The following is a 16,165-nucleotide window of genomic DNA, read 5'->3' as shown; positions in this document are numbered from 1 at the left end:
AGACTCCAATCATCCTTCCGCTTTTAACTCAAAAATAATATCACGCAATTGGGCAGCACGCTCGAAATCAAGCGCTTTTGCTGCTTCTTTCATTTCTTTTTCTAAATCGGCAATGAGCTTTTCTCGTTCTTTCTTTGCCATCTTGCCGTAAGATGGTTTCGTATCGTACGTTTCTTTCTCTTCCGCCGCGTAAGTCGCACGGATGACATCGCGAATTTCTTTCTTCACCGTCTGCGGAACGATGCCGTGCTTTTTGTTATACGCTTCTTGAATCGCACGGCGCCGTTTCGTTTCATTGATGGCAATTTCCATCGATTTTGTAATCGTATCGGCGTACATAATGACATGGCCGTTGGCGTTTCGCGCCGCACGCCCAATCGTTTGAATAAGCGAACGTTCCGAGCGCAAAAAGCCTTCTTTATCCGCATCGAGAATGGCGACAAGCGATACTTCCGGAATATCCAATCCTTCCCGCAACAAGTTAATCCCGACGAGCACATCGTATTTGCCCATGCGCAAATCGCGAATAATTTCAATGCGCTCCAGCGTTTTAATTTCGGAATGTAAATACGCAACTTTAATGCCGACTTCTTTTAAGTAATCGGTTAAATCTTCCGCCATTTTCTTCGTTAACGTCGTAACGAGAGTACGTTCATTCCGCTTGATCCGCTCATGAATTTCCCCGATTAAATCGTCGATTTGCCCTTCAATCGGACGAACGTCAATCGTCGGATCCAACAGCCCTGTCGGACGAATAATTTGTTCGACGACTTCCGGACTATGTTCCAGCTCGTACGGACCAGGTGTCGCAGAAACATAAATAATCTGGTTAATTTTTTGTTCAAACTCTTCAAACGTTAACGGGCGGTTATCCAGCGCAGATGGCAGACGAAAACCGTGATCGACAAGCACTTGCTTGCGCGCCCGGTCCCCGTTATACATGCCGCGAATTTGCGGCAATGTCACGTGTGACTCATCGATGATAATCAAAAAATCATCTGGAAAATAATCGAGCAGCGTATACGGCGTCGAGCCTGGCGGGCGCAACGCTAAATGCCGGGAGTAGTTTTCAATCCCTGAGCAAAAGCCCATTTCTCTCATCATCTCTAAATCGTAACGAGTCCGTTGCTCAAGCCGCTGCGCTTCTAACAGTTTTCCTTGTTCCCGCAATTCGCGCAGCCGCTCTTCTAATTCTTTTTCAATATTTTCGATCGCTAAACGCATTTTTTCTTCACGCGTAACGAAGTGGGATGCCGGGAAAATCGCGACATGCTCGCGTTCTGCGATAATTTCCCCCGTCAATGCGTCGACTTCGCGAATGCGGTCAATTTCATCGCCAAAAAATTCAACGCGAATACAATGCTCGTCCCGAGAAGCAGGAAAAATCTCGACGACATCTCCGCGAACACGGAATGTCCCGCGCTGAAAATCAATGTCATTCCGTTCATATTGAATGTCGACAAGACGGCGCAGCAAAGCGTTGCGCTCGATTTCCATCCCGACGCGCAACGACACGACCAGCTCGCGATACTCTTCCGGCGACCCTAACCCGTAAATGCACGATACGCTGGCGACAATGATGACATCGCGCCGCTCAAACAGCGCGGATGTTGCGGAGTGCCGCAGCTTATCAATTTCGTCGTTAATGCTTGCGTCTTTTTCAATATACGTATCCGTCTGCGGCACATACGCCTCCGGCTGATAATAATCATAGTAGCTGACAAAATATTCAACCGCGTTGTTTGGGAAAAACTCTTTTAACTCGCTGTACAATTGCCCCGCTAACGTTTTATTATGGGCAATAACCAGCGTCGGCTTGTTCACTTCTTTAATGACGTTGGAAATCGTAAACGTCTTTCCTGTCCCCGTTGCCCCTAGCAGCGTTTGGTGCTTGACTCCTTTGCGAATGCCTTCGACCAGTTTGGCGATCGCTTGCGGCTGATCTCCTTGCGGCTTATACGCCGACACTAACTCAAAACGGTCCCCCACTGATTCGACCTCCTGTTTCGTTTCATCTTATTTTTCATTGTAGCACATTGTTAAAAAAGATGCATAAAAAATGCGAACTTATATTCGTTCCAAAATAGGAAAGTACCTTCCAATGAAAAATGGCGGACAGCATTCGCCGTCCGCCGCTATTTAACTATTTTTTCAACTGTTTTACCATTTTTTGCGCATACAAAAACCCAACTGTCGTTGATACGATATCTGCTAGAATTTCATGCAGTTCGTCTGTATATCCTTTGAAATAGGAAGCAACCAATAGCGCGATGGTCAATAATGTTCCGATATAATGATTGTACGTAACACGGGTAAATAACAGTACAAGCAAACATGGCACAATTAACGAAACTATAAACCACATATGAAAAACTCCTTATTTAGACGGCTTCTAGCGCCCATTTTTCCCGTTCTTTTACAAACAGCAGCCCAAGCTCATGATGTTCATCTTCATATAACGCCCCTTGAACGAAACGAACTTCTCCATGTTCATTGACTACCTCTAATTTACAAAATGCGCGGTTTCGTTGCAACGCTTCATAAAACTCTGTTTCCGTTTTTACTGTCATTCCGTTCACTTTTGTGATGACTTCACCAATTTCTAGCTCCATTTTTTCCGCCTTGGAATTCGGAAGAATCCCTAAAATGACAAGCCCTTGTTCACGCTTCGAAAAATACGGAGGTTTCAAGCGATCTTGACGATGCTGGAAGAAAGCAAGCCACTCCCTTCCAATCAATGCAAGGGCTGCCGCAATCATCGAAAGCGGCGCATACCAATAGCCTCCTATAGCAAACAAGCTGACAATCCATGCGAGCAACATCACTCTTTTTCCAGTTAAACGAATCGAGGCTTTTGGATGCATCCCTTGTACATGCTCAGAAAATCCGATCAAAAACGGCACAAGCATCAATGAATAAGAATCGCCAGCAACAGGAAATAATGGCCACCATGAAAATGGAGACGGAAGTTCTCCTGTTACCGGAAGCAGCACAGGAACGAACCAAAGCCGCTGCGACCAATGTTCTCCGACAACAAAACCACGCTTGCTTTTCGCTAACTGTGGAGATGTTTCGATAGCGCCGTTTTGTAAAATAAGCCATGCTTCCACAAAAAGCAATAAAGCAAGCAAAATAGCAAGTGCAGCCATATTCGTTTCGCTAAGTTCCGGGAAAAAACGCTTTAAAGCTGGTGCCGTTTCTTTATCATTGGCAAGAATACTAACGATAAAAAACACAAGCCCCATCGTATACGCCGGGGAAAGCAGCCGCATTTGCATCGTTAATCCGATTGCGATCGTCACAAGCGCAATCATTGAAATAGCATCGCGCGGAAGCACGATGCCGATAGCAACCGCTGCTAACGACAAAATACCGCCGGCAACGAGGCCGCTTCGCCAAAAAAGCTTGCTTTCATGAAACATGTTGTATACGCGAATAGAAAAATAGCTTCTTTCCCGCTTCACCCGCCGCCATCCGATAACAAGCGCCAGTGCGATCCCATAATAAAACAACGGTTGCACAAGCAGCCGCCCAACGCCTTTGAGCGCCTCCAACACCCATATCGACATATCGCCGCCACCTCGCTATGTTCGCGATTCTTTATCTACTATTCTACCAAATCACTTTCATAAATCCTATGATCGCATACACATTTTTTTCAACATTATTTGTTTATTATTGGCGAATCCTTTCGCATAACGACTTTCTTTGCCGAATCCACACTAGTTTTGTCAAGCAGGAAGGGATTTCCGTCTTGATGGAAAATGATATAAAAGAGGATGAAAAAGGAGGAATCATTTAGATGGAGTTAAAAACAAGCAGTGTCGCGAAGCGTCTTGGTGTATCACCGAAAACGATTCAGCGCTGGGTAAAGAAATATAATGTTCCGTGCCAAAAAAACGAAGCGGGACACTACGTATTCGATGCCGAAGCGGTTGCCTTGCTAGAACAAATTAAATTTGAACAAGGTGCTGCCCTAGAACCATGCATCAATCAAGAAAATCCGCAACATCCATTCTCCGCTGACGAGTTGTTCAACGTTTATATCGAACCACATCTCAATGAGTTTACCTCCCGCCTCCAAAATATCGAACAAAAGCTCAACGAAAAAGCGGACGATATCGTTTCCGTTCAGCTTTTGCATCATCGCCGAGAAATTGAAGAACTAGCCTCCCAGCTTCATTCACTCGAACAACGTATTGCCCGCTTAGAAGAAGACGTTAATAGAGAACAAGCGATTATAACGGAAAATGCAAAGCAAAAACCGAAACGCCGTGGCATCAGCCGCATTATGAGTCTATTTGTATAATCTCCCACCTTCTCTCTTTTTTCTTTTCTAAAAAAAGAGACTCATTGGAGAATATATCGGAAAAATTTATCAAGAAGTAAAAAGACGGCCGCGGTTCAGGATTGAAAAAACATTGCATTCCCCATCGTTCTCGCCATCTTCCAAAAAAGAAAAAGTGCATCATTGAAAAAACGGGCAACCCTTAAAGGCAGTTGCCCGTTTCATTTCAATGAAACAGCACTTTCATCGCTGTTTTTAGTTGTACATCATTGTTGTCGTCGCGAATGGCGTCCATCACTTTTGCTTGTAATACTTCGGCTGTGTTTTTATCGATTTTTCCGGTTTGCGGGAGTTTATTTGCCTTTTGGAATGCTTTTACCGCCGACTCAGTTTCTTTGCTGAAGTAGCCATCGGTGCGGCCAGGGTCAAATCCAAGTCCCTTTAACATTTGTTGCGCACTTTTTACTTGCTCATTGTTCATATCAAAGGAAAGCTCTTTTTCGATATGAAGCGGACTAACGTGGAAGTAATCCGGCTGCTTTACTTCAACGTCCGGCTTAACACCTTTTTTATGAATCCAATGGCCATCCGGCGTCAGCCATTTATAGAGCGTTAATTTAATGTTGCTGCCATCCCCCATCGGAATCGCTTGCTGCACCGTTCCTTTTCCGAACGATGTTTCACCAACGAGCTTATATCCTCCCGCTTCTTTCATAGCACCAGCTAAAATTTCTGAAGCGGATGCGCTGCCTTTGTCAATTAACACGGCGATCGGATACGGTTTTTTCTTCGTTAAATCGGAATAAAAACGTTGTTTATCGCCATTGCGTTCTTCGATTTGTACATATGGTTTATCTTTCGGAATGAATTGTTTTAAAATTTCTTCCACACTTTGCAAATAGCCGCCTGGGTTGCCGCGCACATCAATGATTAACCCGTCGATATGCTTGCTTTCTAATTCTGCTAATTTCTTTTTAAAATCTTTTGCTGTATTTTCGGAAAACGATGTTACTTCTAAATAGCCGACTTTTTTCCCGTTATACGTTTTTACCGAATCATAAACCGTTTCAATCGGAATTTCGTCGCGGACTACTTTTACTTTAATCACTTCTTTTACGCCGGGGCGAAGAATATCCAATTGTACCGTCGTCCCTTTTTCCCCGCGAATTTTCAACACGGCTTCATATAAATCAAGCCCTTCTAAACTCTCGCCATTCACCCGCAAAATTTGATCATTCGGTTTTAATCCCGCTTTTTCTGCCGGTGAGTTTTTAATCGGTGCGACAATCGTGACTTTTCCGTTAATCATGCTTACCTCGGCACCGATTCCTTCAAACGAAGAGTCAAGCGACTCCGTAAATTGTTCGCTTGTTTCTTCATCCATATAGACAGAATACGGGTCGTTCAGCGTGCTAATCATTCCTTGAATTGCGCCTTGGATGAGTTTATCATCATCAACTTTTTCAACATAGCGTTTTTTAATCAGCTCATAAGCTTGTTCGACTTTCTTCAGTTCTTTCTCGTCATCATTCGTTGCCGCTTTATCTGGCTCGGCCAGTGTTATTTCACGATCGCTGTCAGGCGCTGCAAGCTGCATGCCGGCATATGTTCCCCCGGCACCAACTAGCATCGATAAAGCCATAAGTATTGCGGTTGTTTTTTTATTCACAACTGTCTCCTCCTCACCTTATGCCATACAGGAAAGGCACCACACAGTAGGCCGTGCGATGCCTTTTATTTTTATCATATGACTAGCTTGTACATAGTATGATTACATTCTGTTTCTTTGCATTACTAGTTTACACATTTCCCATTGTTTTCTCAACCAAATAAGTTTGAAAAAAATGCACAACTTGCGTTTCGCAAGTTGTGCCATGTTCGTTACGGTAAATCGATTAACATAAAACGCGCGCCATTTTCTGATGCAATACGGAGTATCGGCGTTTCCCTGAACCTCCCGATGGCTAAAGCCACGGGGTTCTTGTGTACTATAGAGCTTCTTCCATACCTTCGCATGGATACTGACTCTAATTCCACAAGACTTTCATGGGCAAACACCTCACTGGTGCTTATCGCCCTGTGCGCCCGATTCAAGACGTTGGATTTTTCTTCTCTATAAGAGTAGTATACCATCTTTGACTACGTCAAAGCAATCGGTTCATCCCATGTCTAAAGACGGGCTACACCCTGCATGGGCTTTCTCCGATTGTACTTGTAAATATAAGCTCGCGCCCTGCTTCTAAATCGGAAAGGTAAATCGTTGCATCTTGATGAATATGGGCAATTCCTGGAGACGAAGGATTTTTCGCCACCACCGGAAGCAACGCGTTTTTCATTTTCGCCACATCAAACGTCGTCCGCTCGTACGATGGCGTCAACCCTCGGACTTCAGGAAAAAACCATAGCTGCAAAAAATTCACTTCTTCCGTTGGCGATGGATTCATTTCAGAGTGAACAATTCCTGTCCCTGCCGACATCCGCTGCACGCCGCCAAACGTTGTCGTCGCGGTATGTCCTGTGCTGTCCTCATGCTTTAAATAGCCTTTTAATACAATCGAAACGATTTCCATTTCTTGATGAGGATGGGCGCCAAACCCTCTAAGCGGAGCGACAAAATCGTCGTTTAATACGCGCAGCGGGCCGAAATGAATGTTATTAGGATCATAGTAGTCGCCAAAAGAAAAGCTATGATACGTCTTTAACCATCCATAATCCGCATAATAGCGGGATTGCGCAGGATATACTTGAATCATATACACACTCTCTCCTTACAATAGCTTATCCAAAAATAATCGTATCAAGCGCATATTGCCCCGGTCCGATTAATGCTACTCCAACAGCAACCGCAATAATCGCAAGATTGTACTAATATTAGATATAGCCTCCCCCTTTGTAAGATGATGGTTTTTATTTGCATTTATGGATCCTTGCAGCACGTTCGAAAATATTAATAACTCACTTATAAAAATAGTTCTAATAGAATAGGCAAAAAAGCCGAGCAGTGTTTCACTGCTCGGCGTAACGGTTAAAAATTAATTAATATAATTAAGCGGATTTACTGCATTCGATTTTGCCGGATTCCACGCTCCGCGATGCAGTTCGAAGTGAAGGTGAGGCCCTGTCGAATGGCCTGTGTTCCCCATATAACCGATGACTTGTCCTTTGCGGACCGTTTGCCCTTCACCGACAAGACGCGCTTCAAGGTGGCCATATACCGTTGTGTATACTTGTCCATTAATCACATGAGTGATGAAAATGACGTTTCCGTAACTGCTCGAATAATACGAACGGAACACGTATCCGTCAGCCGCTGCCACAACAGGAACAACAGCAGCAGTTTTACCAATATCGATTCCTGGATGAAAATCACTTCCACCAAAACGGTAACCGAATCCTGATGTAATCGGACCATTCGCTGGTCTCATAAACGCACCGCTTGTAACGGGTGGAACGTTTGATGTATCTCGGGAACTAGATGCGCCGCTGCTATTTTCACTTTCGGACGGCGTATTTTCATTTTCGGAAGGCGCACTTTCATTTCCTGATGAATATGTATGTCTAGCAGCCGCTTTGCGTTTCGCTTCTTCTTCAGCACGCTTTTTCTTCATTAGCTGCTGAAGCTGATATTTCATCGCTGCTTCTTGTTTTCTCAACAATTCTTGTTCTTCCGCAAGCGCCATTTTTTTATCATGGTGTTCTTGTTCTTCTTGTTTCAAATGTGCCATTAATTGATTCTTTTGCTTCATTTGCTCGCTTAATTTTTGTTTCAGCTGCTCTAGTTCTTTTAAGTTTGATTGAAGACTAGCTAGTTTATCCGTAAGTTCCTTTTCTTTTTTCTCTTTTAATGCTTTATCCGCTTGTTGTTCGCGGATAATTTGTTTGTCCGCCTCAAAAATGGTGGTGACAGCGCTCATGCGGTCAATAAAATCGCTAAAGCTTTGCGCTCCGAGCAATACTTCAAGATAACTGATGACTCCGCCGCTCTCTTGCAAAGAACGAACACGCTCTTTCAAAATCTCATTTCGTTTTTCAATGCGCGCTTGCACTTCGGCAATTTCACGCTTCAATGTTTCAATATCTTGTTCTGTTTGTTGAATATCAGCGGATAAGTTGCGAATTTTTCCACTCGTTTCTTCCACTGCTAAATCGAGTTTTTTAATTTCTTCGGAGAGCTCTTTTTGTTTGGATTGCAGTTTTTGAATTTCTTGATTAGCATCATTTATTTTCTCTTGTACCGCGGACTGCTTTGAACGAATGTTGTTAATCGCATCCCGTTTTTCTTGAATATCCCGGTCGCTTACCGCATTGGCAAAGTGCGGGAAAACACCAAAACTTAACGCTGCAGCTGCGGCAAGCGCCAGTACTTTCCTGCTTTTCATCAATTGATTCCCCTCTCCCTTATGGTGATGATCTTTTTCTATCAGACTTTCAAAAACTTACGGACAGACATCATGCTTCCCCAAACGCCGATGCATGCACCGATAAGCAATAAAAGCAAGCTGATTTGCCACATAAACGGATAAAATGGAAGAAGCTCTACAAATGGAATCGTAATTTTCGGCTCTAAAAATTTGTAAATGTTATAATAAACGGCCATGATCGACACGATTGGAAAAACCGCACCGATGACGCCAAGCCACAATCCTTCCAAGAAAAACGGCCAACGAATAAATCCGTTTGTCGCTCCTACTAATCTCATAATCTCAATTTCGCGCCGCCGCGCAAAAATCGTAATTTTAATGGTATTGGAGATTAAAAACATCGCGGTAAACAACAGGCCGATGATTAACACAAGCCCGATGTTCCGCGCCGCTTTCAACGTGCTGAATAATTTTTCTACTTGGCCTTGGCCGTAGTTCACTTTGTGGACAAACTGGAACTTTTCAATTTGTTTGGCCACTTTGATCGTGTCTGTCGGTTTTTCTGTTTTCACCACATACACATCGCTTAGCGGGTTGTCTTGTTCAAACAAACGGAACGAAGAGCCTTCTTCGCCAAAACTTTTAATTAAATTTTTCAATTCTTGTTCTTTCGAAGAATAACGTATTTCCTTCACTTGAGGGATCGCTTCAATCTGCGCACGAAGCGTTTGTTTATCTTGATTGTTCGCCGTTACATCAATATGGACGCGAATTTCGACATCATTTTCGATTTTTTTCGCAAAATGGTTCATATTAAACATGACAACTAAAAACACGCCGACTAATAGCAACGTAACAGTCACCGCACTGATGGAAGCGAACGTCATCCAGCCGTTTCTGCCAAGACTTTTCACGCTTTCCCGCACGTGGCGCTTTAGGGTACTAATCCTCATAACCGTATTCTCCCTTCGCCTCGTCACGGACGATTTTCCCATTTTCCATTGCGATGACACGGCGTCTAATCGTATTTACAATTTCACGGTTATGTGTTGCCATGACGATCGTTGTGCCGCGATTATTAATTTTTTCAAACAACTCCATAATCCCCCATGATGTTTCTGGGTCTAAATTCCCTGTCGGCTCATCTGCAATCACAATTTTAGGAGAGTTCACAATCGAGCGTGCAATAGAAACTCGTTGCTGCTCTCCTCCGGAAAGTTCATCTGGATAGGATCGTACTTTATGTTTTAATCCGACTAATTCGAGTACTTCCATCACTTTCTTGCGAATCACTTTCGGCGATTCTTCAATTACTTCCAAAGCAAACGCTACATTTTCATATACCGTTAGCTTAGGAAGCAATTTGAAGTCTTGAAACACTACTCCGATATGTCGCCGCAATAATGGAACTTTGCTGTCTTTTAATTTAGCGAGATTTACACCATTGATCATAATAGAGCCGCTTGTTGGCTTCTCTTCACGGTACATCATTTTCACAAGCGTTGATTTTCCCGCACCACTAGGTCCAACGACATAGACAAATTCTCCTTGTTTGATGCGAACATTCACCCCGTTTAGCGCTACTACTCCATTCGGGTATGTCTTATATACATCTTGCATTTCGATCATGCTTTATCACCTAATCTCATTTTCATTGTTGCCGTTACTCGAGCTGTTTCGCTATATTTCGAATCGATCATACAAAATTCTGCAAAGCATATTATAACATTATTTGTTACACTTGAGTTTTACATTTATATTTCAAATACATTACATAAGAAAAATCCGGCCCTTGTAGGTACCGGATTGAAAAGGTTTATTTTTTGGACGCAAGCCATTCCGCAACTTTATCAGCGTCTTCTCCTTTTATAAGGCCAGCTGGCATGCCGCCGCGTCCTTTTTCAATAATGTTTTTAATTTCATCTTTCGAATATTTGCTTCCAACTTTTTGTAAGTTTGGTCCTGCACCACCTGATAAATCTTTCCCATGACAAGAAGCGCAGTTTTGTTGGAAAATTTGCTCTGCTGCTGCGGCAGTATCCCCTCCGCCATTATTGCCATTGTTATTATCCGTTGCATTGTTGCCGCCGCCACAGGCCGCAAGCGCTAGTGAAGCACCAAGAAATACAGCAGCAAGTTTCCATTTCATAAATGAACTCCCCCTAATCTAATAATTACATTCAGAGTTATTATAACCCATTTTGAAAAAATTATGTGCGCTTAAAACCTTCTCCAAGCACTTCGGCAGCGTTCATAACAATGACAAATGCTGATGGATCAATGCTTTTGACCAATTGTTTCAATTTTGTGAACTCCGCTTGCTGCACCACACACATCAGCACTGGGCGCTCGTGATCCGTATAGCCGCCGTACCCTGACAACTTTGTCACACCGCGGTCAATTTCATGCAAAATCGCATGACGTACTTTTTCTTCTTCATTGGTAATAATCATCGCCATTTTCGAGTAGCCGAGCCCGATTTGTACTAAATCAATCGTTTTGCTTGTCACATAAAGAGCAATGAGTGCATACAACGCTTGTTCAATATCAAAGACGAACGCAGCGGTTAATACGATTAGCCCGTCAATGAGAATCACACACATACCAAGAGACAATCCGGTATATTTGTGAATAATTTGCGCCGCCAAATCGGTCCCGCCTGTCGATGCTTTGCCGCGAAACACAATGCCAAGGCCAAGCCCAACCCCAATGCCGCCAAATAACGAACCAAGCAGCGGATCATGGGTGGCTGGCTCGACATCTTTCGTTAAATAGACAACAAACGGCAAAAACAATGTGCCGACAAGCGTCTTTACGCCAAACTGCCGACCGAGCAAAACAACTCCCGAAATAAATAAAGGAATATTCAGCGCCCATTGCACATAAGCAGGCTGCCAACCGAACACCGCATAAGCGATCGTACTGATTCCGCTTACGCCTCCAGAAGCGACGCGGTTTGGCAATAAAAAGACATTAAACGCCACGGCAACAATCGCCGAACCAATCAATATGTATACATATTCCATCATTAGCCCCACTTTTGGATGCAATGGTTGACTTCTTCTTCTCATTCATCAGACCTCCCATGAGAGTATAGCACGCCCATTTCTACAAGTAAATGACAGCGGAATAAAGCAGTAACGCATTAAAGTTAGTCTACACAAAAAAGGCATCTGCTATCGAACGAGCGATAGCAGATGCCTTTCGTCTTATTTGAGTTTGGAACGCAAGTAGGCGTCAATAAAGATATCGATTTCGCCATCCATTACTGCCTGCACGTTTCCAACTTCGACGTTCGTACGGTGGTCTTTGACAAGCGAGTAAGGATGGAAGACATAGGAACGAATTTGGTTCCCCCAGCCGATTTCTTTTTGTTCGCCGCGAATTTCGGCAAGCTCGGCCTGCTGCTCTTCAAGTTTCTTTTGATACAGCTTCGCCTTTAACATGTTCATCGCTTTTTCGCGGTTTTTAATTTGCGAGCGCTCCGATTGGCACGTGACGACAATGCCAGTCGGAATATGGGTAATGCGCACAGCAGAATCGGTCGTGTTGACATGCTGGCCTCCGGCGCCGCTAGAGCGGTACGTATCGACTTTAATCTCTTCCGGACGAATTTCAATTTCAATATCATCATCCATCTCCGGCATAACTTCGCAAGAAACAAACGATGTATGGCGGCGGCCAGACGCATCAAACGGAGAAATCCGAACGAGCCGGTGCACGCCTTTTTCTGCTTTCAAATAGCCGTACGCGTTATGCCCTTTAATGAGAAGCGTGACGCTTTTAACTCCCGCTTCTTCGCCAGGCAAGTAGTCAAGTGTTTCGACTTTAAACCCTTTTTTCTCGGCCCAGCGCGTATACATTCGTAAAAGCATCGAAGCCCAGTCTTGGGATTCCGTGCCGCCCGCGCCAGGATGAAGCTCTAAAATCGCATTGTTTTTATCGTATGGCTCATTTAACAAGAGCTGGAGTTCGAATTCACTAAAATCTTTCGTTAATTTTTTCGCTTCTGCGACCAGCTCCTGTTGCAAATCTTCATCCGGCTCTTCTTTGATCAACTCATACGTCACTTCTAAGTTTTCAAAACGCTCCTCAAGTGATTGGAACTCGCCCACTAAATCTTTCAGCGCATTTGCTTCATTAATTACCGTTTGTGCTGCTTTTTGATCATCCCAAAAGTTTGGCGCGGCCATTTGTTCCTCTAATTCACGAATGCGCGCCTGTTTCGTTTCGAGGTCAAAGAGACCCCCTTATTTCCGCTAATCGCTTAGCCATTTTTTCAAGTTCTTGCTTAATTTCGATCAGATCAATCATGATGCTTCACCTCGTTACTCATTGTACTGGATTTTTGAAACAAGAATCAATGGGAGTTCGCAAACAAAGTGAGAGGCAATCCCCCCACTTTGCCGCAAACGTTATGCATTTTTTCCGCAGCAATGTTTATACTTTTTGCCGCTTCCGCAAATGCAAGGGTCGTTACGACCAATGCGAACAGCCTTGCGGTACGGCTTCCGTTTTACTTCTCCTTCTCCTTCTTTCGGATGAACCGCTTCGCCTTTTGCCACTTCCTGGCGTTCGAGATTGCTGTGGATTTCCGCTTTCATAATATATTTTGCTACTTCTTCTTCAATGGAAGCGATCATGTTTTCAAACATCGCATATCCTTCCATTTGATATTCGCGAAGCGGATCAATTTGTCCGTACGCGCGCAAATGAATTCCTTGACGCAGCTGCTCCATCGCGTCGATATGATCCATCCACTTCATATCGACGGCGCGAAGGACGATGACGCGCTCAAATTCGCGCATTTGTTCCGGCGGAATTTGCTGTTCTTTTTCATCATAGCGCGCTTTCACTTTTTCCCAAATGAGCTCAATCATTTCTTCCGGCTCTTTGCCGCGCAAATCGTTAACAGTGACATCGCCTTCCGGCAACAGGTTGGCATTGACGTAATCGATGATTCCTTTTAAATTCCATTCTTCCGGAAGCTCTTCTTTCGGCGTATGAGCGTTGACGACCCGCTCAATGACCGATTGGATCATTTTTTCGATAATACCGCGAAGATTGTCGGAATCGAGCACTTCATAACGCTGGCGATAAATAATTTCGCGCTGCTCACGCAACACATCATCGTATTGAAGCAGCTGTTTACGCGCATCAAAGTTGTTGCCTTCTACCCGTTTTTGCGCCGATTCGACCGCTTTAGTGACCATTTTGCTTTGAATTGGCTGCGAATCATCCATGCCTAAACGGTCCATCATCGACATTAAACTTTCCGAACCGAAACGGCGCATCAACTCATCTTCAAGCGATAGATAAAATTGCGATACACCTGGGTCGCCTTGACGTCCCGCACGACCGCGCAACTGGTTATCAATACGGCGGCTTTCATGTCGCTCCGTGCCAATGACCGCTAATCCGCCAAGCTCTTTGACACCTTCGCCAAGCTTAATATCCGTACCGCGTCCGGCCATGTTTGTCGCGATCGTGACAGCGCCTTTTTGACCGGCTTGGGCGATAATTTCCGCTTCTTTCGCATGGTTTTTCGCATTTAATACATTATGCGGAATCCCGCGTTTTTTCAACATGTTCGAAAGAAGTTCCGATGTTTCAATCGACACCGTCCCGACAAGCACCGGCTGCCCTTTCGCATGACGCTGTGCGATATCTTCTACTACGGCGCGGAATTTACCTTCCATCGTCCGGAAAATTAAATCTGGACGGTCTTCACGGATGACCGGCTTGTTTGTCGGGATGACAACGACTTGCATGTTATAAATGTTTCGGAATTCTTCTTCTTCCGTTTTCGCCGTTCCCGTCATTCCCGCAAGCTTTTCATACATGCGGAAGTAGTTTTGGAACGTAATCGTCGCAAGCGTCATCGACTCATTTTGAATTTCCAATCCTTCTTTTGCTTCGATCGCTTGATGCAATCCATCACTATAACGGCGTCCGCGCATTAGGCGGCCTGTAAACTGGTCGACGATGACGACTTTTCCGTCTTCCACCACATAATCGACATCCCGATGCATCGTCACATGCGCTCTTAGCGCCAAGTTAATATGATGGTTTAGCGTTACATGCTTTAAGTCGAATAGGTTGTCGATTCCAAACGCTTTTTCCGCTTTCGTGATCCCTTCTTCGGTGAGCTGTACGCTTTTCGTTTTCTCATCATACGTATAATCGACATCTTTTTTCAATGTACGCACAAACGCATTTGCCTGAATATACAGCGCTGTCGATTTTTGCGCGGTGCCCGAAATAATGAGCGGCGTCCGCGCCTCGTCAATTAAAATCGAGTCCACTTCGTCAATAATCGCATAATGAAGCGGACGCTGTACGATATGTTCTTTATAAAGCACCATGTTATCGCGCAAATAGTCGAAGCCGAACTCGTTGTTTGTTCCGTACGTAATATCGGCATTATACGCCGCTTGTTTTTCCTCCCGCGACATACCGCTTAAATTCAAACCGATGGTTAATCCTAAAAACTCATACAATTTGCCCATTTCCGTCGCGTCGCGGGTCGCCAAATATTCGTTGACCGTCACGACATGCACACCTTTTCCGGTTAAAGCGTTTAAATAAACGGGCATCGTTGCCGTTAACGTTTTCCCTTCTCCTGTTTTCATTTCGGCGATATTTCCCTCATGGAGGACAATACCGCCCATAATTTGCACTTTATATGGATATAATCCAAGGACGCGCTTTGCACCTTCGCGCACAACGGCAAAAGCCTCCACTAACAAGTCATCCAGCGACTCGCCTTGTTGATAGCGCGCCTTGAATTCCTCGGTCTTTTGACGCAACTGTTCATCCGAAAGCTTTGCCATCTCTGGGCCAAGCGTATCGACTTGGTCAGCAATCTTTTCTAAACGGCTTAGTTGGCGTTTGTTTGGATCAAACACCTTTTTTAATACTCCAAGCATAGAAAACGCTCCTTATTCAATGGAATCACTAATCTACATGATATCATGTACACGAATGGGTGACAACTAAGACGCGGAGATGAACCGGGGAGGAAAATGCGGAAAAGAAGAACTGGAGTAGCTTCATTCTTGGGATTGAATTTGTTCAATAGCTCCTTCTACATGCAAAAGACATTTGTTGATCGCATATATTTCAAACCCTTTTTCTTCCACTTTCTTATCTATATTTTTCAACAGAGCATGCACATCGTCAGCAACTTGATTTTCTAGACGAAATAATGCTTCTTTCGCCTCACATAGTTCCCGTTCTACCCGTTCGAGCCGCCCTTTCACATCAACCATATCATTTTCAATACGATCAAGGTGTCCATCAACCTCTTCCATCCCTTGCTCCAGACGTCCCAACCGAGCTTCTATCGTTGCGAAACATTTGTCAATTTGATCAAAACGATCGCGAACTTCTACTTGAAATTGTTCAGCATTCGTTTCCATCTTGTCCAATTTTACTAAAATCTGCCGCAAAAGCGCCTCCATCGTTCTTCCCCTCCTTCCTCCATATTATAACATCCCCTGCCGGCTGTCGGCAG

The 16,165-nt window shown here is 44.3% G+C and carries 13 protein-coding genes and 2 pseudogenes; 2 read left to right on the top strand and 13 right to left on the bottom strand.

The window, feature by feature from the left end:
* Positions 1-9: 9 nt before the first annotated feature.
* From uvrB to FNL97_RS02135, 3 genes are all read right to left on the bottom strand, one after another.
* On the bottom strand, positions 10-1,989 hold the full coding sequence (uvrB, locus tag FNL97_RS02145) for an excinuclease ABC subunit UvrB (protein WP_143414958.1): 1,980 nt from the start codon (positions 1,987-1,989) through the stop codon (positions 10-12).
* Positions 1,990-2,143: 154 nt separating this feature from the next.
* Positions 2,144-2,365 carry a CsbA family protein gene (locus FNL97_RS02140; protein WP_062679077.1) on the bottom strand — a complete coding sequence of 74 codons (222 nt, stop codon included), beginning with the start codon at positions 2,363-2,365 and terminating at the stop codon, positions 2,144-2,146.
* 16 nt (positions 2,366-2,381) lie between these two features.
* Positions 2,382-3,569 (bottom strand): PDZ domain-containing protein, encoded by a 1,188-nt coding sequence (locus FNL97_RS02135; RefSeq protein WP_062679076.1) that lies wholly within the window; start codon positions 3,567-3,569, stop codon positions 2,382-2,384.
* A 233-nt stretch (positions 3,570-3,802) separates the two neighbouring features.
* Between FNL97_RS02135 and FNL97_RS02130 the strand changes: the two genes are divergently transcribed.
* Together FNL97_RS02130 and FNL97_RS18685 are read left to right on the top strand one after the other, a co-directional pair.
* Positions 3,803-4,309: a MerR family transcriptional regulator gene (locus FNL97_RS02130; RefSeq protein ID WP_015865056.1), complete on the top strand. Its 507-nt coding sequence runs from the start codon at positions 3,803-3,805 to the stop codon at positions 4,307-4,309.
* A gap of 40 nt (positions 4,310-4,349) precedes the next feature.
* Positions 4,350-4,475, top strand: a pseudogene (locus tag FNL97_RS18685) (glycosyltransferase); the annotation flags it as partial.
* Positions 4,476-4,514: 39 nt separating this feature from the next.
* Here FNL97_RS18685 and FNL97_RS02120 read toward each other — a convergent pair.
* The 10 genes and pseudogenes from FNL97_RS02120 to FNL97_RS02070 form a co-directional block, all read right to left on the bottom strand.
* Positions 4,515-5,957 carry a S41 family peptidase gene (locus FNL97_RS02120; RefSeq protein WP_097353841.1) on the bottom strand — a complete coding sequence of 481 codons (1,443 nt, stop codon included), beginning with the start codon at positions 5,955-5,957 and terminating at the stop codon, positions 4,515-4,517.
* Positions 5,958-6,489: 532 nt separating this feature from the next.
* A pseudogene (locus tag FNL97_RS02115) lies at positions 6,490-7,041 on the bottom strand (pirin family protein); the annotation flags it as partial.
* Between the two features lie 279 nt (positions 7,042-7,320).
* Positions 7,321-8,667, bottom strand: a complete 1,347-nt coding sequence (locus FNL97_RS02105; RefSeq protein WP_143414957.1) for a murein hydrolase activator EnvC family protein — start codon at positions 8,665-8,667, stop codon at positions 7,321-7,323.
* A gap of 41 nt (positions 8,668-8,708) precedes the next feature.
* Positions 8,709-9,602: a permease-like cell division protein FtsX gene (gene ftsX, locus FNL97_RS02100; RefSeq protein WP_062679072.1), complete on the bottom strand. Its 894-nt coding sequence runs from the start codon at positions 9,600-9,602 to the stop codon at positions 8,709-8,711.
* Entirely contained in the window at positions 9,592-10,278 is a 687-nt protein-coding gene (ftsE, locus tag FNL97_RS02095) for a cell division ATP-binding protein FtsE (protein WP_062679071.1), read from the bottom strand. Before ftsE ends, ftsX begins: the two co-directional genes overlap by 11 nt.
* Before the next feature lie 187 nt (positions 10,279-10,465).
* Complete coding sequence (gene cccB / locus FNL97_RS02090) at positions 10,466-10,798, bottom strand: cytochrome c551 (protein WP_062679070.1); 333 nt, start codon at positions 10,796-10,798, stop codon at positions 10,466-10,468.
* Between the two features lie 61 nt (positions 10,799-10,859).
* A complete protein-coding gene (locus FNL97_RS02085) occupies positions 10,860-11,720 on the bottom strand; it encodes a YitT family protein (protein ID WP_062679069.1) in 861 nt (286 codons plus the stop codon).
* Positions 11,721-11,858: 138 nt separating this feature from the next.
* A protein-coding gene (prfB, locus tag FNL97_RS02080; protein WP_097354901.1) for a peptide chain release factor 2 occupies positions 11,859-12,960 on the bottom strand; the annotation gives its coding sequence in 2 pieces (ribosomal slippage) (positions 11,859-12,887 and positions 12,889-12,960; 1,101 coding nt in all).
* A 104-nt stretch (positions 12,961-13,064) separates the two neighbouring features.
* On the bottom strand, positions 13,065-15,578 hold the full coding sequence (secA, locus tag FNL97_RS02075; RefSeq protein WP_143414956.1) for a preprotein translocase subunit SecA: 2,514 nt from the start codon (positions 15,576-15,578) through the stop codon (positions 13,065-13,067).
* A gap of 123 nt (positions 15,579-15,701) precedes the next feature.
* Positions 15,702-16,112, bottom strand: a complete 411-nt coding sequence (locus tag FNL97_RS02070; protein WP_062755657.1) for a hypothetical protein — start codon at positions 16,110-16,112, stop codon at positions 15,702-15,704.
* Positions 16,113-16,165: the final 53 nt, after the last annotated feature.

The organism is Geobacillus sp. E263, from assembly GCF_007197795.1.
GTDB classification, from domain to species: domain Bacteria; phylum Bacillota; class Bacilli; order Bacillales; family Anoxybacillaceae; genus Parageobacillus_B; species Parageobacillus_B toebii.
This window is presented reverse-complemented; position numbering and strand designations above follow the sequence as displayed.